Genomic DNA, 20633 nt, shown 5'->3' on the forward strand with positions numbered 1-20633 from the left:
AGCAGACATGCCACCCATGCTGATCCTGGCTCAGTCCTGCACACCAGAGAATTCGATCGCGCTACCGTCCGCGAAGGACGGCCACGCCGCTCGACATGCGCGAGATGATCGCGTGATGACCGGCGACCACGCGTGCTGCGCCCCCGGGGCACCGCACGACAGCACGCGCGCGACCGGCGACCTGGCGGTGCCGACGCTGTCGCGAGACGCCGCGGCCGCAGCGCGCGGCTCGATCCTGGCGACCATGGTGGACGTCCCCGGGGGCGTGTTCACCATGGGCCACGACGGATCCGACGGCTACCCGTCGGACGGCGAGGGACCGGCGCACGTGGTCGACCTCCGCCCGTTCCGGATGATGCGGACGACGGTGACGAACGCCCAGTTCGCGGGCTTCGTCGACGCGACGGGCTACCGGACGGAGGCCGAGGCCTACGGCTGGTCGTTCGTGTTCGCGGGCCTGCTGCCCGACGACTTCCCGCCGACCCGCGGCGTCGCCGCGACGCCGTGGTGGCGCCAGGTGGAGGGCGCCGACTGGCGCCACCCCGAGGGGCCGCAGTCGGACGTCCGGGCGCGGGACGAGCACCCGGTCGTGCACGTGAGCTGGTCGGACGCGTCGGCGTTCGCGTCGTGGGCCGGGGTGCGGCTGCCGACCGAGGCCGAGTGGGAGCGCGCGGCCCGGGGCGGACGGGAGGGTGCCCACTACCCGTGGGGGCACGAGCGGGAGCCGGGCGGCGAGCACCTGATGAACGTGTGGCAGGGCGACTTTCCGTCCCGGAACACCCTCGACGACGGCTACCTCGGCACCGCGCCGGCCGACGCGTTCGCCCCCAACGGCTTCGGGCTGCACACCATGACGGGCAACGTCTGGGAGTGGTGCCAGGACTGGTTCGCGGTCGACACGTACCGGTCCTCGGCACGATCGGACCCGGCCGGTCCGTCGACCGGCGCGCTCCGGGTGATGCGCGGCGGCTCGTACCTGTGCCACGAGTCGTACTGCTTCCGGTACCGGGTGGACTCGCGCAGCTCGAGCTCGCCCGACGCCTCGGCCGGCAACGTCGGGTTCCGGTGCGCGGCCGACGCGGTTGTGGCCGACGTACCGGCCGGCGGCGCCTAGAGGCCCGGCTGCTCGGGATCGGCGACCGCAGACACCCATCGGCCCGCGAGCGCCTCGGACCCCCGCGCCAGCAGCGTGACGTCGGCGCCGACGAGGACGAACGAGGCCCCGGCGCCGAGGTACGCGCTCGCCAGGGTCGGGTCGAACGCGTTGACCCCGACCGGCTTCCCGGCGGCGCGCACCGCGGAGAAGGCTCGGTGGACCGCCGCGACGACGTCCGGGTGGCCCTGCTGCCCGAGCAGCCCCATCGAGGCGGCGAGGTCGGACGGCCCCACGAAGACGCCGTCGACACCGTCCACGGCCGCGATCGCGCCGGCGGCGTCGACGCCCTCGACCGTCTCGACCTGGACGACGAGCGACACGTGCTCGTCGGCGTGCTCGAGGTACCCGTCGACCCGGTTCCACCGGGCCGAGCGGGCGAGCGCGGACCCGACCCCCCGCCGGCCGCGCGGCGGGTAGCGCACGGCCTCGACGACGGCCGCCGCCTCCTGCGCCGAGGACACCATGGGCACGAGGAGGCTCTGCGCCCCGAGGTCCAGGGCCTGTTTGATCGTGACGACGTCGGCGGTCGCCACCCGCACGACCGGCGTCACCGGGTAGGCGGCGACGGCCTGGAGCTGCGCGAGCACCGACTCCAGCCCGTTGGGGGAGTGCTCCATGTCGACCAGCAGCCAGTCGAGCCCGGCGCCCGCGCAGACCTCCGCCACCAGCGGGCTCCCCGAGCACACCCACATCCCGGCGAGCGGTCGGTCCGCCGCGGCGAGGGCGTCGCGGAAGGTCGGTGCTAGACGAAGCGGCATGTGATCGTCCCCAGGTCGCGGTAGTCGGCCAGCACGGTGTCGCCCGGGTGCACCCACATCGGACGGGTGAAGGAGCCCGCGAGCACGAGGTCGCCCGCCTCGAGCAGGTCGCCGTGCTGGGCCAGCTTGTTCGCCAGCCAGACGACGCCCATCGCGGGGTGGTTGAGCACGGCGCCAGCGACGCCCGACTCCTCGACGGTCTCGTTGCGGTAGAGCATCGCGGCGATCCAGCGCAGGTCGACGTCGTCGGGACGCACGGGCGTGCCGCCGAGGACCATCGCCCCCATGGCCGCGTTGTCGCTGATCGTGTCGACGATCGTGCGGCCCTCGAGCGCGATGCGGGAGGCCAGGATCTCCAGCGCCGGCACCACGTACTCGGTGGCCGCCAGGACGTCGAAGACGGTGGCGTCCGGACCTTCGACGGGCTGGGCCAGGCGGAACGCGAGCTCGACCTCGATGCGGACGTTCGAGAACCGACCGTGCTCGATCACGGAGCCGTTCTCGTAGACCATGTCGGAGAAGATCGACCCGTAGTCGGGCTCGTCGATGCCGGTGGCCGCCTGCATGACCTTCGAGGTCAGGCCGATCTTGCGGCCGACCGGTCGCCGGCCTGCGGACACGGCACGGCGCCGCCACTCGCTCTGCACCGCGTACGCGTCGTCGACGGTCATGCCGGGGTGGCGGGCGGTCAGGAGCGGCACCGTGGTGCGGTCGCGCTCCGCGGCGGCCAGCTCATCGGCGATCGCCGCGACGGTCTCGGCCGGCAGCGCGCGCGTCACAGCTGGTGCCCCAGCTTGTACTCGCCCTGCTTCCAGCTCGGGAGCTCGTCGGTGGCGTCGCCCTTGCGGGTGTAGGAGAAGCCGTCGGCCCCGATGGTCACCTCCATCTCGCTGGTGTCCGTGCGGTCCACGACCGGCTGCGGGACGCCGTCGAGATCGAGGACGAGGGAGGCCTCGGTGTACCAGGAGGGGACCACCGGGTTGCCCCACCAGTCGCGGCGCTGGTTGTCGTGGACGTCCCACGTGACCACCGGGTTGTCCGGGTCGCCGGTGTAGTAGTCCTGCGTGTAGATCTCGATGCGGTGCCCGTCGGGGTCGCGCAGGTACAGGTAGAACGCGTTGGACACGCCGTGCCGGCCGGGGCCGCGCTCGATCCGGTCCGACATCCGCAGCGCGCCGAGCTTGTCGCAGATCGCCAGGATGTTGTGCTTCTCGTGGGTCGCGAAGGCGACGTGGTGCAGGCGCGGGCCGTTGCCGCCCGTCATCGCGGTGTCGTGGACCGTGGGCTTGCGCCGCATCCACGCGGCGTAGGTGGTGCCGGCCTCGTCCTGGATGTCCTCGGTGACGCGGAACCCGAGGTCCTCCAGGTAGGCGACGGCCCGGGGCACGTCGGGGGTGACCTGGTTGAAGTGGTCGATGCGGACGAGCGTGCCCGGCGTGTACAGGTCGTAGCGCCACGCGAGCCGCTCGACGTGCTCGACGTCGTGGAAGAACTCGTACGGGAACCCGAGCGGGTCCTCGACGCGGACGGAGTCCCCGAGACCCTTCACGAAGCCGTCGGCACGCCGCTCGACCCGGCACCCGAGCTCGCCGTAGAACGCGACCGCCCTGTCGAGGTCCTCGGGCGCGCGGACCCGGTAGGAGAGCGCGGCGACCGCCGCCACCGGACCCGTGCGCAGGACGAGGTTGTGGTGGATGAACTCCTCGTGGCTGCGCAGGTAGACCGACTCGTCGTCCTCCTCGGTCACGACGAGGCCGAGGACGTCGACGTAGAAGTTCCGCGACGCCGCGAGGTCGGTGACGACCAGCTCCATCGACGCGGCGCGCAGGATGTCCGGCGGCGGGGACGACGGCGTCGGGATGGGGTCGCCGGACCGGATCGGGTCCTCGGCGCTCACGACGGGCTCGGGCCCGCCGGGGGTGAGGGGGGTGCTCACGTCAGTGTCCTTTGCCGAAGGTCGGGTTGTGTGCTGCGCCGAGCGTGACGTGCACGGCCTGCTGGTGCGTGTAGAAGTCGATCGAGCGGTACCCGCCCTCGTGGCCGAGCCCCGAGGCCTTGACCCCACCGAACGGCGTGCGCAGGTCGCGGACGTTGTTGCTGTTGAGCCACACCATGCCCGACTCCACTGCCTGAGCGAAGGTGTGCGCCCGCCGCAGGTCGTTGGTCCACACGTAGGCCGCGAGCCCGTACCTCACGCCGTTCGCGAGCGCGAGCGCCTCCTCGTCCGTGTCGAACGGCGTGATGGCGACCACCGGCCCGAAGATCTCCTCCTGGAAGATCCGGGCGTCCGCCGGGACGTCGGCGAAGACGGTGGGCGCCACGTAGTTGCCGGTCGGGAAGCCGTCGGGCCGTCCGCCGCCGGCGACGAGCCGACCCTCGGTCCGGCCGATCTCGATGTAGCCCATCACCTTGGCGTAGTGCTCGGGGTGCACGAGCGCGCCGACCTCGGTGCTCGCCTCGTGCGGGGGTCCGACGACGACCCGCCTCGCCTGTGCGGCGTAGCGCTCGACGAACTCGTCGTAGATCTCGCGCTGGACGAGGATCCGGCTGCCGGCGGTGCACCGCTCGCCGTTGAGCGAGAACACCCCGAAGATCGTCGCGTCGATGGCCGCCTCGAGGTCGGCGTCGGCGAAGACCACGGCGGGGGACTTCCCGCCGAGCTCCATCGAGAGGCCCTTCAGGTGCGGCGCCGCGTTGGCGAAGATGAGCTGCCCGGTGCTGCTCTCGCCGGTGAACGAGATGAGCGGGACGTCCGGGTGCTTGACCAGCGCGTCGCCCGCCTCCTCGCCCAGCCCGTGCACGAGGTTGAACACCCCCTCGGGCACGCCGGCCTCCTCGAAGATGCCGGCCCACAGGGACGCCGACAGCGGCGTGAACTCGGCCGGCTTGAGCACGACCGTGTTGCCCGTGGCCAGCGCGGGGCCCAGCTTCCACGACTCGAGCATGAACGGCGTGTTCCACGGCGTGATGAGCCCGGCGACGCCGATCGGCTTGCGGTTGACGTAGTTGAGCTGCCGGCCGGGCACCTTGAACGCGTCGTCGGTCTGGGCGACCACGAGGTCGGCGAAGAACCGGAAGTTCTCGGCGGCCCGGCGCGCCTGGCCCAGCGCCTGGGTGATCGGCAGGCCCGAGTCGAAGCTCTCCAGCTCCGCCAGGCGGGCGTCGCGAGACTCGACGATGTCGGCGACCCGGTGCAGGACCCGCGAGCGCTCACGCGGCACCATCCGCGGCCAGGGGCCCTCCTCGAAGGCGCGCCGCGCCGCAGCGACGGCCCGGTCGACGTCCGCGGCCTTGCCCGCCGCGGCGCGCAGGTACGTCTCGTTCGACACCGGGTCGAGGACCTCGAACGTCGCGCCGCCGGCGGAGTCGACGTGCTCGCCGCCGATGTAGTGCTGGATGTGCTCAGGAAGGTCGGCGGGCAGGTGGTGGGGCATGGGGTCGCCTCTCAGGATCCAATCGTCGCGCCGGGTTCGACCGGCGCCTCGTCGGGGTGCTCGTGGCTGAGGTACGCGGCGAGCGTGGCCGAGCGGTGCGCGCGGGCGGCGCGCTCGATGTCCGCCAGGGGTGCGTCGGTCTCGATGAGGTCGACGATGGTCTCGTGCTCGCGCACCGACTCCTGCGCGCGGCCGGGCACGAAGCTGAACGTCGAGTCGCGCAGGTGCCCCAGCCGAACCCACTCGGCCTCCACGAGCGCGAGCAGGCGAGGGTTCGGGCAGGGCGCGAACAGCACCGAGTGGAACCGCTGGTTCAGTGACGTGAAGAGCCGGGGGTCGAAGTCGTCGAGGGATTCGACGAGTCGGCGGTTGAGCTCGCGCGCGTGCCGGACGTCGTCGGCGCCCAGGTGCCGCGCGGACAGCGCGGTGGCCGCACCCTCGAGGATGGCCAGGGTCTCCATGCTGTGCCGGTACTGGGTGTCGTCGATCATCGACACGCGCGCCCCGATGTTCCGCTCGAACGTCACGAGCCCCTCGGCCTCGAGCCGGCGGATCGCCTCCCGGACGGGCACCACGCTCATGTCGAGCTCGTTCGCGATCGAGGCCAGGACCAGCCGGTAGCCCGGCGCGAGCTCCTCGCGCGCGATCCGTTCCTTGAGCCAGTGGTACGCCTGCTGGGACTTGCCCGTCTCCGGCGTCGTCTCGCTCATCGGCTCGCGTGCCAGGCGTCGAACGTCGCTCGCCACTGCGCGTTCATCGGGAAGAGGCCGTCGACCGCGTGGCCGGCGGCGACCTGCTCGGCGATCCAGCCGTCCTCCTCCTCCTGGGCGAGGGCGGCGTCGACCACCTCCTCGACGAGCCCCGGCGGGATGACGACGACTCCGTCGCGATCCCCGACCACCACGTCGCCCGGCTCGACGGTCGTCCCTCCGCAGGCGACGGCGACGTCGACGTCCCACGGCACGTGCCGCCGGCCGAGGACGGCGGGGTGTGCGCCGGCCGAGTACACGGGGATGCCGACCGCGGCGACGGCGTCGTGGTCGCGCACCCCGCCGTCGGTGACGATGCCGGCGGCGCCGCGCACGTGGGCGCGCAGGGCGAGGATGTCGCCGAGCGTGCCGGACCCGGTCTCGCCGCGCGCCTCGATGACGATCACCTCGCCCTCGCCGACGGAGTCGAACGCGCGCTTCTGGGCGTTGTAGCCGCCGCCCCGGCGGGCGAACAGGTCCTCGCGGCCCGGCACGAGCCGCAGGGTGCGCGCGGTGCCGACGAGCTTGGCGCCCGGGTGCATCGGCAGGACGCCGTCGATGGTCACGGCGTCCAGGCCGCGCTTGCGCAGCTGGGCGCTGAGCGCGGCGACCGGCGCGCGTGTGAGCTTCTCGCGAAGCTCGGGGGAGAGGCCTTCCGGTCCGAGCCCCGCCGCAGCGCGCGAGCCCCACGCCTCGGCGCGCTGGACGTCGTCGACGGCGGGGAGTGCTCCGAGCGTGCCGTCGAGCTCCCGATCGCCCTGGGTGACGATCGTGCGGAGCCGGCCCGAGGTGCGCCCGTCGGGGGTGTCGACCTCCACCTCGACGACGTCCCCGGGGACGACGACCGAGGAGCCGGCGGGCGTGCCGGTGAGGATGACGTCGCCGGGCTCGAGGGTCAGGTGCTGGGAGAGGTCGGCGACGAGCTGGGCCAGGGGGAAGAGCAGCCCGGCGGTCGTGTCGTCCTGGCGCAGCTCGCCGTTCACCCAGGCCCGCAGCCTCAGCGCCGCCGGGTCGACCGACCGGGCATCGAGCAGGCCGGGCCCGATCGGGGTGAACCCGTCCCCGCCCTTGGACCGGACGTTGGAGCCCTTGTCGCTCGCGCGCAGGTCGTACAGGCCGAGGTCGTTCGCCGCCGTGACCCACGCGACGTGGTCCCACGCGCGGGCGAGAGGCACGCGCCGCGCGGCGGTGCCGATGACGAGCGCGATCTCGCCCTCGAAGGCGAGCAGCTCGGTACCGGCCGGGCGCTCGACCGTGCCACCGGAGGGCGCCACGGAGCTCGAGGGCTTGAAGAAGTACGACGGGTGGGCGGGGCGGCGGCCGCGCTGGTCGGCGCGGGACGCGTAGCTGAGGTGGATCGCGACGATCTTCCCGGGGCGGCCGGGCAGGCCGGAGAACCGGTCGTCCGTGCCTGCGCTGTGGTCCGTCATGAGCTCCTCGCCCGTGTGTGATGAGAGGTGGCGCCGGTCAGCTGCTCGCGCGGGTGATCTCCTCCCAGAAGGGTGCGACCACGCTCCCGGAGATCCGCAGGTCGAGCAGCAGGAACGGCCGCTCGCTCGCCGGGCGCGCCTGCCAGTCCGTCAGCACGTCGAGGTCCTGGACGGACCGGACGGAGACGCCTTGCGCGCCCAGCGCGGACGCCACGCCGGCGAAGTCGACGTCCGGGATCAGCATCGGCTCCTGGGCCAGCCCCTTGCGCCCGTAGAGGTGCAGCTCCGCGCCGTACGCCCCGTCGTTCCACACGACCGCGATCCCGCGCCCGCCCGCCACCCGGATCGCCGACTCGAGGTCGGACAGCGCCATGAGCCCGCCGCCGTCGCCGGTGGTGAGGACCACCGTGGACTCGGGTCGTGCGAGCGCGGCGCCCACCACGCTGGGGAAACCCAGGCCGATCGCCTGGAACGCCGTGCCAACCATCATCATCCGGTCCGGCGCGGACACGGGCCAGTACATGTTCGACCAGCCGAGGAAGTGGCCGCCGTCCGAGACGACCACGCGGTCCTCGGGCAGCAGCTCGGCCAGCCGGGCCGCGGCAGTGCGCGGGTCGAGGCGGCCGTCCGCGGCGATCCCGTCCCCGGGCTCGTGGCGTCGCGCGTCCGTGAGGTCGACGGACTCCCGCCACCCGCTGGGGGTGGCCCCCGCGAGCTGGTCGAGGATCGCCCCCGCGACGACGCCGGCGTCCCCGCGCACGTACCCGCCGACGTGCGGGTGGGTGGCGGCGGGCGCGACGTCGACCTGGAAGACGCGGCACCCCGGCGCGAACAGGTCGCCGAACCGCATCGTGAACTGGTTGAGGGAGGCGCCCACGACGACCGCGACGTCGGCCTCGCGGACCAGCGCCATCGCGTCCTCCGCGCCGAACCCGCCGGCCACGCCGAGGTCGAACTCTGCCCGGGGGAAGAGCCCGCGCCCCAGCGCCGTCGTCGCCGTCAGCGCCCCCGTGGCGTCGGCGATGGCGCCGAGCGTCTCGCCCGCGCCGGCCACCCAGGCGCCGCGTCCCGCGAGGAGCAGCGGTCGGCGCGCGCCGGCGAGGGCCGCGGCGATCTCGCGCACCACGCCGTCGGCGAACGACCCGCGCAGGGGGAGCGGCGCGGGCAGGCGCGGGGTCGGGGTCTCGGGCACCGGGCCGGTGTCCAGCGTCGCGACGTCGTAGGGGATCGCGAGCACGGTGGGCACCCGGTAGGTCAGCGCGTGCTCGACGGCGATGACGGTCGTCGCCGCGGCGTCCGCGCGGCCCACGGTGTAGGTGCGGGCCCCGACGGCCGAGGCCATCGCGATCTGGTCGACGCCCCAGGGGCGCGGCCCCGACGTCGGCTCGTCGCCGACCACGAGGACGAGCGGCACGTGGGCCTGCACGGCCTCGGCCAGCGCGGTGAGCGTGTTGGTGAAGCCGGCGCCGTAGGTCGTCGTCGCGGCCGCGAGCCGGCCGGAGGCCCGGTGGAAGGCGTCGGCCGCGACGACGGCGCCCGCCTCGTGCCGCACCGGCGTGAAGTCGGCGTCGGTCTGGCAGGTCAGGGCGTCGAGGAAGTACGCGTTGCCGTTGCCCATGACCCCGAAGACGTGGTCGACGTGGGCCGCGAGCGTGACGGCGACGTGCGCGGAAACCGTCGGCATGGAACAGGGCCTCCCGGACCGGGTCGGCCGCGGCGTCGTCGCTGCGGCTCAGAGGGGATAATATACGATCCGTCAAACCTCGACATCGACGTCAGGGGAGTCGGTCCCATGCAGTTCCACCACAACGGCTACGTCTCCGGCGACCCGCGCGTGCAGCCCGCCGCTGGCGTCGGCCTCGACCGGCCCGACGAGCTCCCGGACGAGGTGGACGTCCTCGTCGTCGGCACGGGGCCGGCCGGCATGATCACCGCCGCGCAGCTGTCGCAGTTCCCGGGTGTCACCACGCGCATCGTCGACCGCCGCGCGGGGCGGCTGAAGATCGGCCAGGCGGACGGGATCCAGCCCCGCAGCGTCGAGACGTTCGAGGCCTTCGGCTTCGCCGGCCGGATCGCCGAGGAGTCCTACCGCGTCATGGAGGTCTGCTTCTGGCACCCGGACCCGGCCGACCCGACGCGGATCGTGCGCGGCGAGCGGACGGCCGACGACCCGTCGGGGATCAGCGAGTTCCCCCACCTGTACGTCAACCAGGCCCGCGTGCTCGACTACTTCGCCGAGTTCATGGCGAACGCCCCGACGCGGATGACGCCCGACTACGGCTACGAGTTCCGCGACCTGGAGATCGCCGACGGCGGCGAGCACCCGGTCACCGTCCACCTCGTGCGCACGTCCGGCGACGACGCCGGGCAGGAGAAGGTCGTCCGGGCGAAGTACGTCGTCGGCGCCGACGGTGCCCACAGCGGCGTCCGGCGGTCCATCGGCTGCATCCCCCAGGGTGGCAGCGCGGCCCACGCCTGGGGAGTCATGGACGTCCTCGCCGTGACCGACTTCCCCGACATCCGCCGCAAGTGCGCGATCCAGTCCGGGTCGGGCGGCAGCATCCTGCTGATCCCGCGCGAGGGCGGCCAGCTGTTCCGCATGTACGTGGACCTGGGCGAGGTCCGGCCGGGGAACGAGGGCGCGCTGCGCAGCACGCCAGTCGAGCAGATCGTCGCCCACGCGAACGCGATCCTGCACCCGTACACCCTCGAGGTGAAGGACGTCGCCTGGCACAGCGTGTATGAGGTCGGCCACCGGGTGACCGACCGGTTCGACGACGTCCCGCTCGAGCAGATCGGCGCGCGCAACCCCCGCGTCTTCATCGAGGGCGACGCCTGCCACACGCACAGCGCGAAGGCCGGCCAGGGCATGAACGTGTCCATGCAGGACGGGTTCAACCTCGGCTGGAAGCTCGGCTACGTCCTGTCGGGTCGTAGCCCGGAGAGCCTGCTGCCCACGTACTCCGCGGAGCGCCAGGTCATCGCGCAGAACCTCATCGACTTCGACAAGCAGTGGTCGGCCCTCATGGCGAAGAGGCCCGAGGACTTCGACGACCCCGCCGAGCTGGCCGACTTCTACGTCCAGACCACCGAGTTCCTCTTCGGGTTCATGACGCAGTACCCGCCGTCGATGCTCGTCGCCCAGCCCACGCACCAGGCGCTCGCCGCGGGCTTCACGGTCGGGAAGCGGTTCAAGTCCGCGCCCGTCGTCCGGGTCGCCGACGCCAACCCCCTGCACCTCGGGCACCAGCACCGCGCCGACGGCCGCTGGCGCGTGTACGCGTTCGCCGACCGGGACGCGTCCGCGCTGACGGCGTGGGCCGACTGGATGGCCGGCTCGCCCGACTCGCCGGTGCGCGCCCACACGGCGGAGGGGGACCCGCTCGACAGCGTGCTCGACCTCAAGGTCGTCTACCAGCAGCGGCACGTCGACGTGGACGACTCGGCCGTGCCGGACCTCTTCCGGCCGCGCACCGGTCCGTTCCAGCTCGTCGACTACGAGAAGGCGTTCGCCACGCACCCGGACGCCGACATCTTCGAGCTGCGCGGCGTGGACCGGGCCGGGTGCGTCGTGGTGGTCCGGCCCGACCAGTACGTCGCCGCCGTCCTGCCCCTCGACGCCACGGACGAGCTCGCCGCGTTCTTCCGCCAGCACCTGCTGGTCCGGGCACGTCAGCCGGTCTGACGCAGGGCTTCGTCAGGCCCGTGCCTGCACGAGCCAGACGCTGGCGTCGAGCCGGACCCCGTCGGCCTGCGTGTACGGGCCCAGCGCGGCGCGGGCCTCGGCCAGTGCGCGGGCCTCGGTGTCCTCGTCGGCGCCGTCCAGGGCGCGGCGACCGAGGGATCCGCTCCTGAGGAACGAGACGGCGTCCTCCGGGGAGCGGCCGAGCGGCAGCGGCGTGGTCACGTGCGCGAGCTCGACCGCCGTCCACCCGGCCGCCCGCAGCACGGTCCGCACCCGGTCGGCGTCGGCCAGTCCGAACATGCCCGGCCCGCCGCCGTTGGTCAGATCGGGGAGCTCGACGTAGTGGGCGACGGCCGCGCCCGGCACGCACAGCCAGGGTTGGTGCTCCTGCGACCGCCAGGAGACGAAGACGAGGCGACCGCCCGGTCGGGTGGCGCGCCGCAGGGTCGCGAACGCCGCGACCGGGTCGGCGAAGAACATCACGCCGAACCGCGAGACCACCACGTCGAACGACGCCGGCGGGAAGGCGTGGGTCTGGGCGTCGTCCTCGACGAACGCGACGGTGCTGATCCCCGCTGCGGTCGTCCGGGCGAGGGCGAGCATCGTGGGCGAGACGTCGATGCCGGTGACCGTGCCGGGCCGGGCGAGCGCGGCGGCGGCCAAGGTCGTCGTGCCGTACCCGCAGCCCACGTCGAGCACGGTCTCGCCGCTGCGGATCCCGGCGGCGGACAGCAGGGCGGCCTGGAACGGCTCGTACATGTGGTCGTACCGGTCGCGGTGGACCACCCAGTGGTCGGCGCCGCGCTGGTCCATGCGGGGGCGCGTCAGCGGGTCAGCGCGGCGTCGCGGGCGAGCCGGGCGGGCGTCTCGTCGTCGAACTCCGCGAAGAAGCCGCCCACCCGGTCGGTGAGCTCGCCCATGCCGTCGCAGGCGAACAGGATCGGCTGGTAGTGGGAGATGTCGTACTCGAGCGTGGCCATCGCGTGGAAGTCGACGGGTCGCACGTCGGCGCCGCGGAACTCCTCGATCTCGCCGTAGGAGGACAGCAGGCCGGCGCCGTAGGCGCGCAGCTCGCCGTGCTCGTACATGACGCCGAACTCGATGGTGAACCAGAAGACGTCGGCCACGTACTGCAGGCCCTCGGGCGTCTCACACCGTCGTGCGGCCTCCCCGGCACGGCGCTTGACCTCGGCGATCGCGGGGTTCGCGAGCAGATTGCAGTGCCCGACGACCTCGTGGATGATGTCCGGCTCCGGCGTGTAGAGCGGCTGCGACGGGTGCCGCAGGTACTGCGTGGAGTGGAAGACCCCGTCGGCCAGCGACCCGTAGAACACGTCGAGGGGCACCAGCCCGGCGGCGGGGTGGAGCCGGAAGTCGCTGAGCGGACCGAGCCCGGCGCTGACCTCGTCCAGCTGCGGCACGTGGTCGGTCGGGAGCGCGAGCGCCTCCTTGCCCTCGAGGAACCCCCGGATCGCGAGCCGCTCGTGCTTGGGCGCCAGCTCCCGGCACACGGTCCGCCAGATCTCGTTCTCCGAGTCGGTGTACTCCACGCGCGGCACGGGGTCGCCGGGCCGCCACGCGAGCGCAGGGGCGGCGATCTCGTTCCGACGGCGCCGGTACTCCGGATCGTTCGCGCCGGGGTGGTCGTCCGCGAGGTGCACGGTGGCCTTGCCGTCCTCGTCCGCGGTGACGGGGGCGTACAGCTGACCCTCTTCAAACATGCGTCCCGTTGTACGCCACAAGCGCGGGCGACGCATCCCCCAACGGGGTGTCAGCCTGCCGACGCGTTCGTCCTCGGGAGGAGCACGCGCACACCGGGCAGGTGGACGACCTCGTTCTGCGTCCGTAGCGCGTGGAGCGTCGCGGCGTCGAAGCCGTCCCCGACCCCTCGCACCATGATCGCGGCGGACCCGGAGCTGAGGTAGGCCGTGGCGTCGGCCTGCCAGTGACCGTTGCGGATCCGTGGCACGGGCCGGCCGAGCGAGTCACGGCTGCCGACGTCGTAGGTCTCCCCGGAGACGTCGACCGGCACGTCGCACCGGAGGGCCACGTCGCGGGTGAGCACGTCGAGCAGTGCCAGAGCGCCCGGCGAGTCCGACTGGATGCACCCGGCGGCGGGCAGGAGACGACGCACCGCGGCGGCCGGGAACGCGGGGACGGGCTGGACCGGGACCGCGGCGGCCGTGAGGGCGAACAGGGTGCCGGTGGCGACCGCGACGGCCGCGCGACGCCGCGCAGGGACGAGGGAGACCGCAGCCGCCGTCACCAGGCAGAGCGCCGCAGCGGCGTACGCCGAGTACTGGGCGTAGAAGGACGGCGAAGCGAGGATGACCACGACCTGGGTCGCGAGCAGGACGACCCACAGCCGCGCGCGTCGGTGCACCCACGTGACGATCGCCGCGGCCGTCACGGCGGCACAGAGGAGCGCCGCCAGGGCCGCCTGCGCCGCCACCGGGGCGGCCGCGGTGACGTCGACTCCGGTGACTCCCTCGAGCCGGAGCGCGACCGAACCCGGAGCTCGCGGGCGTCCGAGCTGGTCGAGCACGACCAGCCGGAGCATCCTCGCGGGGGCCGCGACCGCGAACGGGACCAGGACCGCGGCGGCGGACGCGGTCGCCGCACCGACGACGACCGCCGCGGGCCTCCACCCGCGGGTCCAGGCCACCCAGCCGACGACGACCACCACCGGCACGACGTTCCAGATCTTGACGACCGGGCCCAGGCCGAGCACCGCGCCGCCCGCGCACAGCCACCACCACGACGCCCTGGCGACCCGCGCCCTGAGCAGCAGGAGCACCGACGCCAGCAGGGTGAGAGTGCCGAGCGGCTCGAGGAGCGTCAGCCGCTCGGCGTAGGCGGCCGCCGAGGAGACCGCGTACAGCAGGCCGGCGACGACCATGGCCGCGGTGCCCCAGCGCCGCGCGACCCGGGTGACCAGGACGGTGTTGACCGCCCCGAGACAGAGGAAGCCGAGCCGGGCCGCTGCGAGGGCGTCCGAGTCGCTCAGCCACCGCGTCAGGAGCGCGAAGGGCGTCAGCGCCAGCATGATCCCGGGCGGGTGCAGGAGGAGGAAGTCCCGGTACGGGAGGCGGTCGTGGACGAACGAGACCGCCGACGCGAAGTACACCCCGTCGTCGTACCCGTGGTAGCCGAACAGCCCGCGCGCGCCGCCCAGCGCGGTCCACCGGACCAGGAGCGCGAGGATGCCGGCACCCCCGGCGACGGCCCACGCGGCCGCGCGGCCGGGCGGGGCTGTCGTCCGAGCGGACGTGTCCATCCGCTGATGATGACCACCCGACGCTGAAGATCACCTGAGTGCGCGGACTGCTCAGCCGTCCGTGGCCGGGCGGCCTCGCAGGCGCAGGCGGGAGACGACGAACCACAGGACGAGCCCCGCGATCGCGGCGATGACGAGCCACTGGAAGATCCCGGCATACTGGTCGACCAGGTCCCAGTTCTCCCCGAGCAGGTAGCCGGCGCAGACGAAGATCGAGTTCCAGATCGCGCTGCCCGCCGCCGAGAGGAGCAGGAAGGTCCCGACGGGCATCCGCTCGACGCCCGCGGGGATGGAGATCAGACTGCGGAACACGGGCACCATGCGGCCGACGAACACCGCGGTGCGCCCGTGCCGGTTGAAGAAGGCCTCGGAACGGTCGACGTCCGCCAGGCTGACCAGGGGGATGCGGCCGACCAGGGCGCGGGTGCGCTCGCGCCCGATGAGGGCGCCGGCGAGGTAGAGCACGGCCGCGCCCACGACCGACCCGACCGTCGTCCAGACGATGGCCTCGATCAGGCCGAACGAGCCCTGGCTCGCGGTGAAGCCGGCCAGCGGCAGGATGATCTCGCTGGGCAGGGGCGGGAACACGTTCTCGAGCGCGATCGCGATGGCCGCCCCGACCACGCCGAGCGTCTCCATCAGGTGGACGGCCCAGCCGGCGACTCCGGTCAGGGCACTCGGGTCGGACGCGGCGACGAGCAACGTCATCGTGCGGGCTCCCCGGCGAGCTCGTCGAGCTCGTCGAGGTCGTCTGCCTGCACGGTCTCGACGTCGCGCTGCGTCACGGTGAGGAAGGCGACGGTGATGGCGATCGCGGCCAGGAAGATGACGCTCGTGGTCGTCGTGCCGAGCCCGAGACCGCCGTCGGCCTTGCTCTGCGAGAGGAGGTCACCGATCGACGCGCCGAGCGGGCGCGTGAGGATGTACGCGATCCAGAACGAGAGCACGGCGCCCAGCCGGAACCAGCGGTGAGCGGCGGCGACGACGGCGATGGCGCCGGCGAACAGCAGCGCCGAGGCGAGGTAGCCGAGGGCGAGGCCCTCCGCGAGCAGGTCGCCGGCGGCGGTGCCGAGGGCGAAGGTGAACAGGATCGCCAGCCAGTAGAAGGCCTCGCGGCGGGTGCTCGTGATGGAGTGGATCGACAGGGTGCGCTCGACCCTGTACCAGACCGCGAACGTGATGCCGAGGGCGATGGCGAACACGATCGTGGTCACCCACAGCGGAACACCCACCTCGTCCACGAGATAGTCGGTGATGAGGGTGCCCACCACGCTGATGAGCACGACCGCCAGCCAGTAGACCGGTGCGACGTACCGGGTGGCGCGGAACTGGGCCACGAGCGTGGCGACGAGGATCGCGCCGACGACGAGGGTCGCGGCCGGCAGGGTCATGCCCAGGGTCGCCGTCAGCCAGTCGGCGAACGTCTCGCCCACCGTGGTGGCGAGGACCTTGATCACCCAGAAGTAGATCGTGATCTCGGGGACCTTGTTCAGCACCCGGCGGGCGGTGCTGGTGGTCTTCAGCTGGTTGCTCGTCATGCCCCGTAGCCTCCGGGGCGGACCCTGAAGAACCCCTGAGGACGGCGCGCCGGGGTCCTCGGGGCCGTACGGTTCAGCGATGCACGCCGCACCGCACGGGAGCCGCCGTTGAGCGCGCAGTCCCTCGTGCCCGTCGCCGTCGCGGTGGCTGCACTCGTCGCGATCACCCTGGTCGCGCTCTCGATCGCCCGCGTCCACGTCCGCAGGGACACCGTGGTGGCCGTCGCGCGCGCCGCCGGGCAGCTCACCGTCGTCGCGCTGCTGATCGCCTGGGTGTTCGCGCATCCCGGCGCGGTCCTGCTCTACCTGGCGGTGATGCTCGTGGCGGCGACCTGGACGTCGACGGTGCGCGTCGGGCTGGGCCGCGCGACGGCGCCTGCCCTCGGCCTTGCCATCGCCTCCGGTGCCCTCGCGGCGACGATCCCCGTGCTGCTCAGCGGCGCCCTGCCCCTGCGTGCCCAGACCGTGCTCCCGTTCGTCGCGCAGATCATCGGCGGCTCCATGACGGCGGTCTCACTGACGGGTGGGCGGCTGCGCGACGACGTCGCGACGGAGTGGGAGGCCGTCGAGGCGTGGCTGTCGCTGGGGGCGCTGCCGCGCGCTGCCGTGGCGCCGCAGGTCCGGCGTGCGGTGGCGCGGTCGCTGGTGCCGGCGATCGACCAGACGCGGAACGCGGGCCTCGTGGTCCTGCCGGGTGCCTTCGTCGGGCTCCTCCTGGGCGGCGCGTCGCCCTATGAGGCGGCGCAGGTGCAGCTGCTCGTCCTGGTCGGTCTGCTCGCTGCGGAGTCGGTCGCGTCCGTGCTCAGCGCGCACCTGCTGGCCGGTCGGGTCGGGGCGGTGCGGCCGGGCGTTCGTCCCCACTGACGATCCAGTGTTCGATAGGGGTCGACCGCTGGGAGGGTAGGCGCGTGAAGGTGCTCGTGGTCGAGGACGAACCGCCGCTGGCCGACGTCGTGCGGCGCGGGCTCGAGGCCGAGGGGATCGCCGTCGACGTCATGGGCGACGGCGTCGACGGGTTGTGGGCCGCGACCGAGGGGACCTACGACGCGATCGTGCTGGACCTGATGCTGCCCGGGCTGAGCGGTCGGGACGTGCTGGTCAGCCTGCGCGAACGCGGCATCTGGACGCCCGTGCTCGTGCTGACCGCGCGGGACGGTGACGACGTGCAGGTCAGCCTCTTCGACCGTGGGGCGGACGACTTCCTGCCCAAGCCGTTCTCGTTCGACGTCCTCCTGGCGCGGCTGCGGGCGTTGGTGCGGCGCGGTGCGCCGGAGCGCCCTGTGGTGCTGGTGTCGGGGGACCTGAGCCTGGAGCCGGCCCGGCGGCGGGTGACCCGCGGGGGAGTCGAGATCGCACTGACCCCGCGCGAGTACGGCGTGCTCGAGCTGCTCCTGCGCCGGGGCGGGGACGTGGTCACCAAGCGCGAGATCCTCGACAACGTCTGGGACTCGGCGTTCGACGGCGACCCCAACGTCGTCGAGGTCTACATCAGCTATCTGCGGCGCAAGGTCGACGCCCCGTTCGGCCGGTCGTCGATCGTCACGGTGCGCGGCATGGGCTACCGGGTCGGCGCCGAGGACTGAACCCGCGAGACGGGTAGCCGCACCAGGAACCGGGCGCCGCCGAGGTCCGACGTGGTCGCGACGACGGTGCCGCCGTGCGACGCCACGATGCCGCGCACGATCGCGAGTCCGAGGCCGCTGCCGCCCTCGGCGCGTGCGCGCCCCTCGTCGAGCCGCACGAAGCGGTCGAACACGATCTCCCGGGCTGCCATGGGGATCCCGGTGCCGTCGTCGTCGACGCTGATCTCGGCCGTGTCGTCGCTGAGGCTCACCGAGAGAGCCACCTGGCCGGCCGCGTGCCGCACCGCGTTGTCCGCGAGGTTCTGCACGACCCGTTCCAGCTCGTGCAGCGCCCCGCGCACCCGGGCCGGTGTCGTGCTCACCCGGACCGTGACCCCCGGCGGCGGGCGCAGCCGGAAGCCGACCCGCTCGACGACGTCGTCCAGGTCGACCTCGGCGTCGCGTCGTTCCGCGGACGGTTCCGAGGTCCGCGTGAGCACCAGCAGGTCGTCGACCAGCTGCTGCATCCGGTCGTTCGACGCGCCGATGAAGCCGGCGGCGCGCGGCCAGTCGGCGGCGGCGCCCTGACGGGTCGTGATGTCGAGCTCCGCGCGCACGGCGGCGAGCGGGGTCCGCAGCTCGTGGCTCGCGTCGGCGACGAACCGGGCCTGCGCCTGGGAGGCCGCGTGCAACCGGTCCAGCATGCCGTTGAGCGTGCGGGCCAGCTCGGCCACCTCGTCACCGGTCGGTGGCACGTCGATCCGCGTCTCCAGGTCCGCGTCGCTGATCTGGGACGTCCGGCGCCTGATCTGCTCCACAGGGCGCAGCGCCCGACCCGTGAGCACGTAGGTCATCGCGCCGACGACGAGGACGAGCGCCGGGACTGCGAACAGGAGCGCCTCGGCGGCGTCGGTCACGGTGTCGTAGCCCTCGGCGTACAACTGCTGGACGAGGACCGCGTCGGCACCGTCGACGCCGCTGACCCCGAGGACGACGGTCACGAACGGGCCTTCACCGGGACCGACGGCGTCGGGCGGCACGACCTCCGCAGTGCCGGGCGCTGCGGGCGCGCTCGCCAGCGCAGGCTGCCCCGCCACCGCCGGGCTCGAGGCGACCACGGCGCCGGCGTCGAGGATCTGGATGTAGGCGTCCTCGCCAGGCCCTGGAGCGAGGTTGATGCCGGTGGTGACCTGGCCGTCGGTGGTCAGCTCGGCGGCGACGTCGTGGGCGCGGGTGGTCGCGGTCGCGGCCGCGTTGCGCTCGACGGAGTCGTGCAGGACGACGAGCAGCGCCAGCGAGGCCAGGACCAGCGCGATCGTGACGGCGCCCATGGCCGCGAGCGCCGAGCGGGCGCGGACCGAGAGCTGCCGGTGCCCTGTCATGTCGGTCACCGTAGCCGTCAGCGAGCGAGCTCCCCGGCGGCGCGGTCGGTGACCGACATCCGGACGACGAGCGCCACGATCCCTGCGGTCAGGACGAGGGCGACCGGCCCGGAGCCCAGGCCCAGCCCGCCGCGCGCGGGGGAGACACCGAGCCAGTCGGCGAAGGACGCGCCGACCGGCCGCGTGAGGATGTAGGCGACCCAGAACGCGGCGACCGCGTTCATCCCGAACCACCGGTAGCCGATCGCCGGGACCAGCAGCAGCGCAGTGAAGAGGAGGCCGGCAGCCAGGTACCCGAGGTGCAGCCGCACGGCGACCAGGTCGCCGGCGGCCGTGCCCAGGGCGAACGTCGCCATGACGGTCGCCCAGTAGAACCACTCGCGCCGCAGGGTCCGGATGCTGTGGATCGACAACGTCCCCTCGGTGCGGTGCCAGAGCCACAGCGTCGCGCCGAGAACGGCCGCGAACGCGGCCGTGGAGACGGTGTACGGGATGCCGAGCCCGACGTGGACCACGTCGGCGGCCATGGTGCCGAACACGCCCACCATCGCCACGGCGAGCCAGTACCGCCACGGCACGTACCGCGGAGCCCGCAGCTGGACGATCAGCGCGACGCTCAGACCTGCGGCCCCCAGCAGGACGGCGAGCTCGGGCGGCATGGCGCGGACGAGGAAGTCGGAGCTCGACTCACCCATGGCGGTCGTCAGCGCCTTCGTCACCCAGAAGATCGCCGCGACCTCTGGGACCTTGCTGGCTGCCCCGACGAACCCGTCAGTCGCAGGGGTGGCGGTGGGCTCACGGGTCGTCACGGTCCACATGGTCGCGGCCCGAACCTTGCGATCACCTGAGAGCCGGACTCAGACGATTCTCAGTCGCCGTCGCGCACGGTGGGCTCCCGTACCCCGTCCATCAACCGCACCGGAGCCCCGCATGCCCTACGTCCGTCGCTGGCCCGCCGCCGCTGCCGCGCTGGCGGTGCTGGCGCTCGTCCTCGGCTTCGTCGCCACCGACACGGCCTTACTCCAGCCCTACGGGCTGGCGATCGACGTGGCGATCGCCGACGAGCTCCGGTCCTCGGTGCTGACGCCGGTCATGCTCGGCATCAGCTTCCTGGCGTCCCCGCCCGTGGCGGTCGTCACGGTGCTGGCGTGCACAGGACTCCTGGTGGCCGGGTGCCGCCGGCCCGTCGCCGCCGTGGAGACCGCGCTGGTCGTGGCCGCCGGGTGGGGTGCCGCCCTCGTCGTGAAGGTCCTCGTCGGGCGGCCGCGGCCCCCGCTCGACCTCGTCCACTCGCTCGCACCGGAGACCGGGATGACCAGCTACCCCAGCGGTCACGTGGCCTACGCGGTGTCGGCCGCGATCGCCGCGTGGTTCCTGGTCCGCGGTACGCAGCGCGCGCGGCCCGTCGCGGCGGCCGGCGCGATCGCCGTGGTGCTCGTCGCCGCGTCGCGCCTGTATCTCGGGGTCCACTACCTCGGCGACGTCATCGGCTCCGTCCTGGTCGCCGGCGCCGCGATCGTGCTGCTGACCGGGCTCTGGCACGGCTACCTCCGCAACGCCCTGCTGTCGGCGACGGCGCTCGCGCCACTGCTCGCCAGGTTCTCCACGTCCGACGCCGGCCGTGCCGACCTCGCCGGGCGGGCCCGCTGGTGACGGGGTCCG

General features: G+C 73.3%; 19 protein-coding genes. 5 read left to right on the plus strand and 14 right to left on the minus strand.

Annotation, left to right across the window (positions count from 1 at the left end):
* The first annotated feature begins 115 nt into the window (after positions 1 to 115).
* A complete protein-coding gene (locus AC1DT4_RS11900; protein ID WP_477090002.1) occupies positions 116 to 1114 on the plus strand; it encodes a formylglycine-generating enzyme family protein in 999 nt (332 codons plus the stop codon).
* Here AC1DT4_RS11900 and AC1DT4_RS11905 read toward each other — a convergent pair.
* Genes AC1DT4_RS11905 through AC1DT4_RS11935 form a run of 7 tightly spaced genes read right to left on the minus strand, consistent with a single transcriptional unit; the run spans position 1111 to position 9211 of the window.
* On the minus strand, positions 1111 to 1914 hold the full coding sequence (locus AC1DT4_RS11905; protein WP_477090003.1) for an HpcH/HpaI aldolase family protein: 804 nt from the start codon (positions 1912 to 1914) through the stop codon (positions 1111 to 1113). The genes AC1DT4_RS11900 and AC1DT4_RS11905 overlap by 4 nt on opposite strands.
* Positions 1899 to 2693, minus strand: a complete 795-nt coding sequence (locus tag AC1DT4_RS11910) for a fumarylacetoacetate hydrolase family protein (RefSeq protein ID WP_477090004.1) — start codon at positions 2691 to 2693, stop codon at positions 1899 to 1901. The genes AC1DT4_RS11905 and AC1DT4_RS11910 overlap by 16 nt, the downstream gene beginning before the upstream one ends.
* Positions 2690 to 3850 carry a 3,4-dihydroxyphenylacetate 2,3-dioxygenase gene (hpaD, locus tag AC1DT4_RS11915; RefSeq protein ID WP_477090005.1) on the minus strand — a complete coding sequence of 387 codons (1161 nt, stop codon included), beginning with the start codon at positions 3848 to 3850 and terminating at the stop codon, positions 2690 to 2692. The genes AC1DT4_RS11910 and hpaD overlap by 4 nt, the downstream gene beginning before the upstream one ends.
* Before the next feature lies 1 nt (position 3851).
* Positions 3852 to 5348, minus strand: a complete 1497-nt coding sequence (gene hpaE, locus AC1DT4_RS11920) for a 5-carboxymethyl-2-hydroxymuconate semialdehyde dehydrogenase (RefSeq protein ID WP_477090006.1) — start codon at positions 5346 to 5348, stop codon at positions 3852 to 3854.
* An 11-nt stretch (positions 5349 to 5359) separates the two neighbouring features.
* Positions 5360 to 6058 carry a GntR family transcriptional regulator gene (locus AC1DT4_RS11925; RefSeq protein WP_477090007.1) on the minus strand — a complete coding sequence of 233 codons (699 nt, stop codon included), beginning with the start codon at positions 6056 to 6058 and terminating at the stop codon, positions 5360 to 5362.
* Positions 6055 to 7527 carry a fumarylacetoacetate hydrolase family protein gene (locus tag AC1DT4_RS11930; protein ID WP_477090008.1) on the minus strand — a complete coding sequence of 491 codons (1473 nt, stop codon included), beginning with the start codon at positions 7525 to 7527 and terminating at the stop codon, positions 6055 to 6057. Before AC1DT4_RS11930 ends, AC1DT4_RS11925 begins: the two co-directional genes overlap by 4 nt.
* A gap of 37 nt (positions 7528 to 7564) precedes the next feature.
* Entirely contained in the window at positions 7565 to 9211 is a 1647-nt protein-coding gene (locus AC1DT4_RS11935; protein WP_477090009.1) for a thiamine pyrophosphate-binding protein, read from the minus strand.
* Positions 9212 to 9319: 108 nt separating this feature from the next.
* Between AC1DT4_RS11935 and AC1DT4_RS11940 the strand changes: the two genes are divergently transcribed.
* The gene (locus AC1DT4_RS11940; protein ID WP_477090010.1) at positions 9320 to 11212 is read left to right on the plus strand and encodes an FAD-binding monooxygenase; all 1893 of its coding nucleotides are present in this window, start codon (positions 9320 to 9322) and stop codon (positions 11210 to 11212) included.
* A gap of 12 nt (positions 11213 to 11224) precedes the next feature.
* Here the strand turns inward: AC1DT4_RS11940 and AC1DT4_RS11945 are convergent, their stop codons facing one another.
* The 5 genes from AC1DT4_RS11945 to AC1DT4_RS11965 are packed head-to-tail and all read right to left on the minus strand — an operon-like array spanning position 11225 to position 16027.
* Positions 11225 to 12025: a class I SAM-dependent methyltransferase gene (locus tag AC1DT4_RS11945; RefSeq protein WP_477090011.1), complete on the minus strand. Its 801-nt coding sequence runs from the start codon at positions 12023 to 12025 to the stop codon at positions 11225 to 11227.
* A gap of 11 nt (positions 12026 to 12036) precedes the next feature.
* A complete protein-coding gene (locus tag AC1DT4_RS11950) occupies positions 12037 to 12933 on the minus strand; it encodes a phenylalanine 4-monooxygenase (RefSeq protein ID WP_477090012.1) in 897 nt (298 codons plus the stop codon).
* A 50-nt stretch (positions 12934 to 12983) separates the two neighbouring features.
* On the minus strand, positions 12984 to 14489 hold the full coding sequence (locus AC1DT4_RS11955) for a phospholipid carrier-dependent glycosyltransferase (protein WP_477090013.1): 1506 nt from the start codon (positions 14487 to 14489) through the stop codon (positions 12984 to 12986).
* Positions 14490 to 14540: 51 nt separating this feature from the next.
* Positions 14541 to 15197 (minus strand): DedA family protein, encoded by a 657-nt coding sequence (locus tag AC1DT4_RS11960; RefSeq protein WP_477090014.1) that lies wholly within the window; start codon positions 15195 to 15197, stop codon positions 14541 to 14543.
* Positions 15194 to 16027 (minus strand): COG4705 family protein, encoded by an 834-nt coding sequence (locus AC1DT4_RS11965; protein WP_477090015.1) that lies wholly within the window; start codon positions 16025 to 16027, stop codon positions 15194 to 15196. The genes AC1DT4_RS11960 and AC1DT4_RS11965 overlap by 4 nt, the downstream gene beginning before the upstream one ends.
* Before the next feature lie 108 nt (positions 16028 to 16135).
* Between AC1DT4_RS11965 and AC1DT4_RS11970 the strand changes: the two genes are divergently transcribed.
* Positions 16136 to 16891, plus strand: a complete 756-nt coding sequence (locus AC1DT4_RS11970; protein ID WP_477090016.1) for an ABC transporter permease — start codon at positions 16136 to 16138, stop codon at positions 16889 to 16891.
* Between the two features lie 44 nt (positions 16892 to 16935).
* A complete protein-coding gene (locus AC1DT4_RS11975; RefSeq protein ID WP_477090017.1) occupies positions 16936 to 17610 on the plus strand; it encodes a response regulator transcription factor in 675 nt (224 codons plus the stop codon).
* Here the strand turns inward: AC1DT4_RS11975 and AC1DT4_RS11980 are convergent.
* Together AC1DT4_RS11980 and AC1DT4_RS11985 are read right to left on the minus strand one after the other, a co-directional pair.
* Entirely contained in the window at positions 17586 to 18971 is a 1386-nt protein-coding gene (locus tag AC1DT4_RS11980) for a sensor histidine kinase (RefSeq protein WP_477090018.1), read from the minus strand. The genes AC1DT4_RS11975 and AC1DT4_RS11980 overlap by 25 nt on opposite strands.
* Positions 18972 to 18988: 17 nt before the next feature.
* A complete protein-coding gene (locus AC1DT4_RS11985) occupies positions 18989 to 19780 on the minus strand; it encodes a COG4705 family protein (RefSeq protein ID WP_477090019.1) in 792 nt (263 codons plus the stop codon).
* A 121-nt stretch (positions 19781 to 19901) separates the two neighbouring features.
* On the opposite strand from AC1DT4_RS11985, the gene AC1DT4_RS11990 reads away from it, so the two are divergent.
* Positions 19902 to 20624, plus strand: a complete 723-nt coding sequence (locus AC1DT4_RS11990) for a phosphatase PAP2 family protein (protein WP_477090020.1) — start codon at positions 19902 to 19904, stop codon at positions 20622 to 20624.
* The last annotated feature ends 9 nt before the right edge of the window (positions 20625 to 20633 follow it).

Source organism: Cellulomonas sp. P4_D11 (genome assembly GCF_056401915.1).

What these genes read in the sequence shown, in the direction of transcription:
- AC1DT4_RS11900 (WP_477090002.1), top strand. Translation starts at nt 116, where the DNA reads ATGACCGGCGACCACGCGTGCTGCGCCCCCGGGGCACCGCACGACAGC.
- AC1DT4_RS11905 (WP_477090003.1), bottom strand. Translation starts at nt 1,914, where the DNA reads ATGCCGCTTCGTCTAGCACCGACCTTCCGCGACGCCCTCGCCGCGGCG.
- hpaE (WP_477090006.1), bottom strand. Translation starts at nt 5,348, where the DNA reads ATGCCCCACCACCTGCCCGCCGACCTTCCTGAGCACATCCAGCACTAC.
- AC1DT4_RS11925 (WP_477090007.1), bottom strand. Translation starts at nt 6,058, where the DNA reads ATGAGCGAGACGACGCCGGAGACGGGCAAGTCCCAGCAGGCGTACCAC.
- AC1DT4_RS11930 (WP_477090008.1), bottom strand. Translation starts at nt 7,527, where the DNA reads ATGACGGACCACAGCGCAGGCACGGACGACCGGTTCTCCGGCCTGCCC.
- AC1DT4_RS11935 (WP_477090009.1), bottom strand. Translation starts at nt 9,211, where the DNA reads ATGCCGACGGTTTCCGCGCACGTCGCCGTCACGCTCGCGGCCCACGTC.
- AC1DT4_RS11940 (WP_477090010.1), top strand. Translation starts at nt 9,320, where the DNA reads ATGCAGTTCCACCACAACGGCTACGTCTCCGGCGACCCGCGCGTGCAG.
- AC1DT4_RS11945 (WP_477090011.1), bottom strand. Translation starts at nt 12,025, where the DNA reads ATGGACCAGCGCGGCGCCGACCACTGGGTGGTCCACCGCGACCGGTAC.
- AC1DT4_RS11950 (WP_477090012.1), bottom strand. Translation starts at nt 12,933, where the DNA reads ATGTTTGAAGAGGGTCAGCTGTACGCCCCCGTCACCGCGGACGAGGAC.
- AC1DT4_RS11955 (WP_477090013.1), bottom strand. Translation starts at nt 14,489, where the DNA reads ATGGACACGTCCGCTCGGACGACAGCCCCGCCCGGCCGCGCGGCCGCG.
- AC1DT4_RS11960 (WP_477090014.1), bottom strand. Translation starts at nt 15,197, where the DNA reads ATGACGTTGCTCGTCGCCGCGTCCGACCCGAGTGCCCTGACCGGAGTC.
- AC1DT4_RS11965 (WP_477090015.1), bottom strand. Translation starts at nt 16,027, where the DNA reads ATGACGAGCAACCAGCTGAAGACCACCAGCACCGCCCGCCGGGTGCTG.
- AC1DT4_RS11980 (WP_477090018.1), bottom strand. Translation starts at nt 18,971, where the DNA reads ATGACAGGGCACCGGCAGCTCTCGGTCCGCGCCCGCTCGGCGCTCGCG.
- AC1DT4_RS11990 (WP_477090020.1), top strand. Translation starts at nt 19,902, where the DNA reads ATGCCCTACGTCCGTCGCTGGCCCGCCGCCGCTGCCGCGCTGGCGGTG.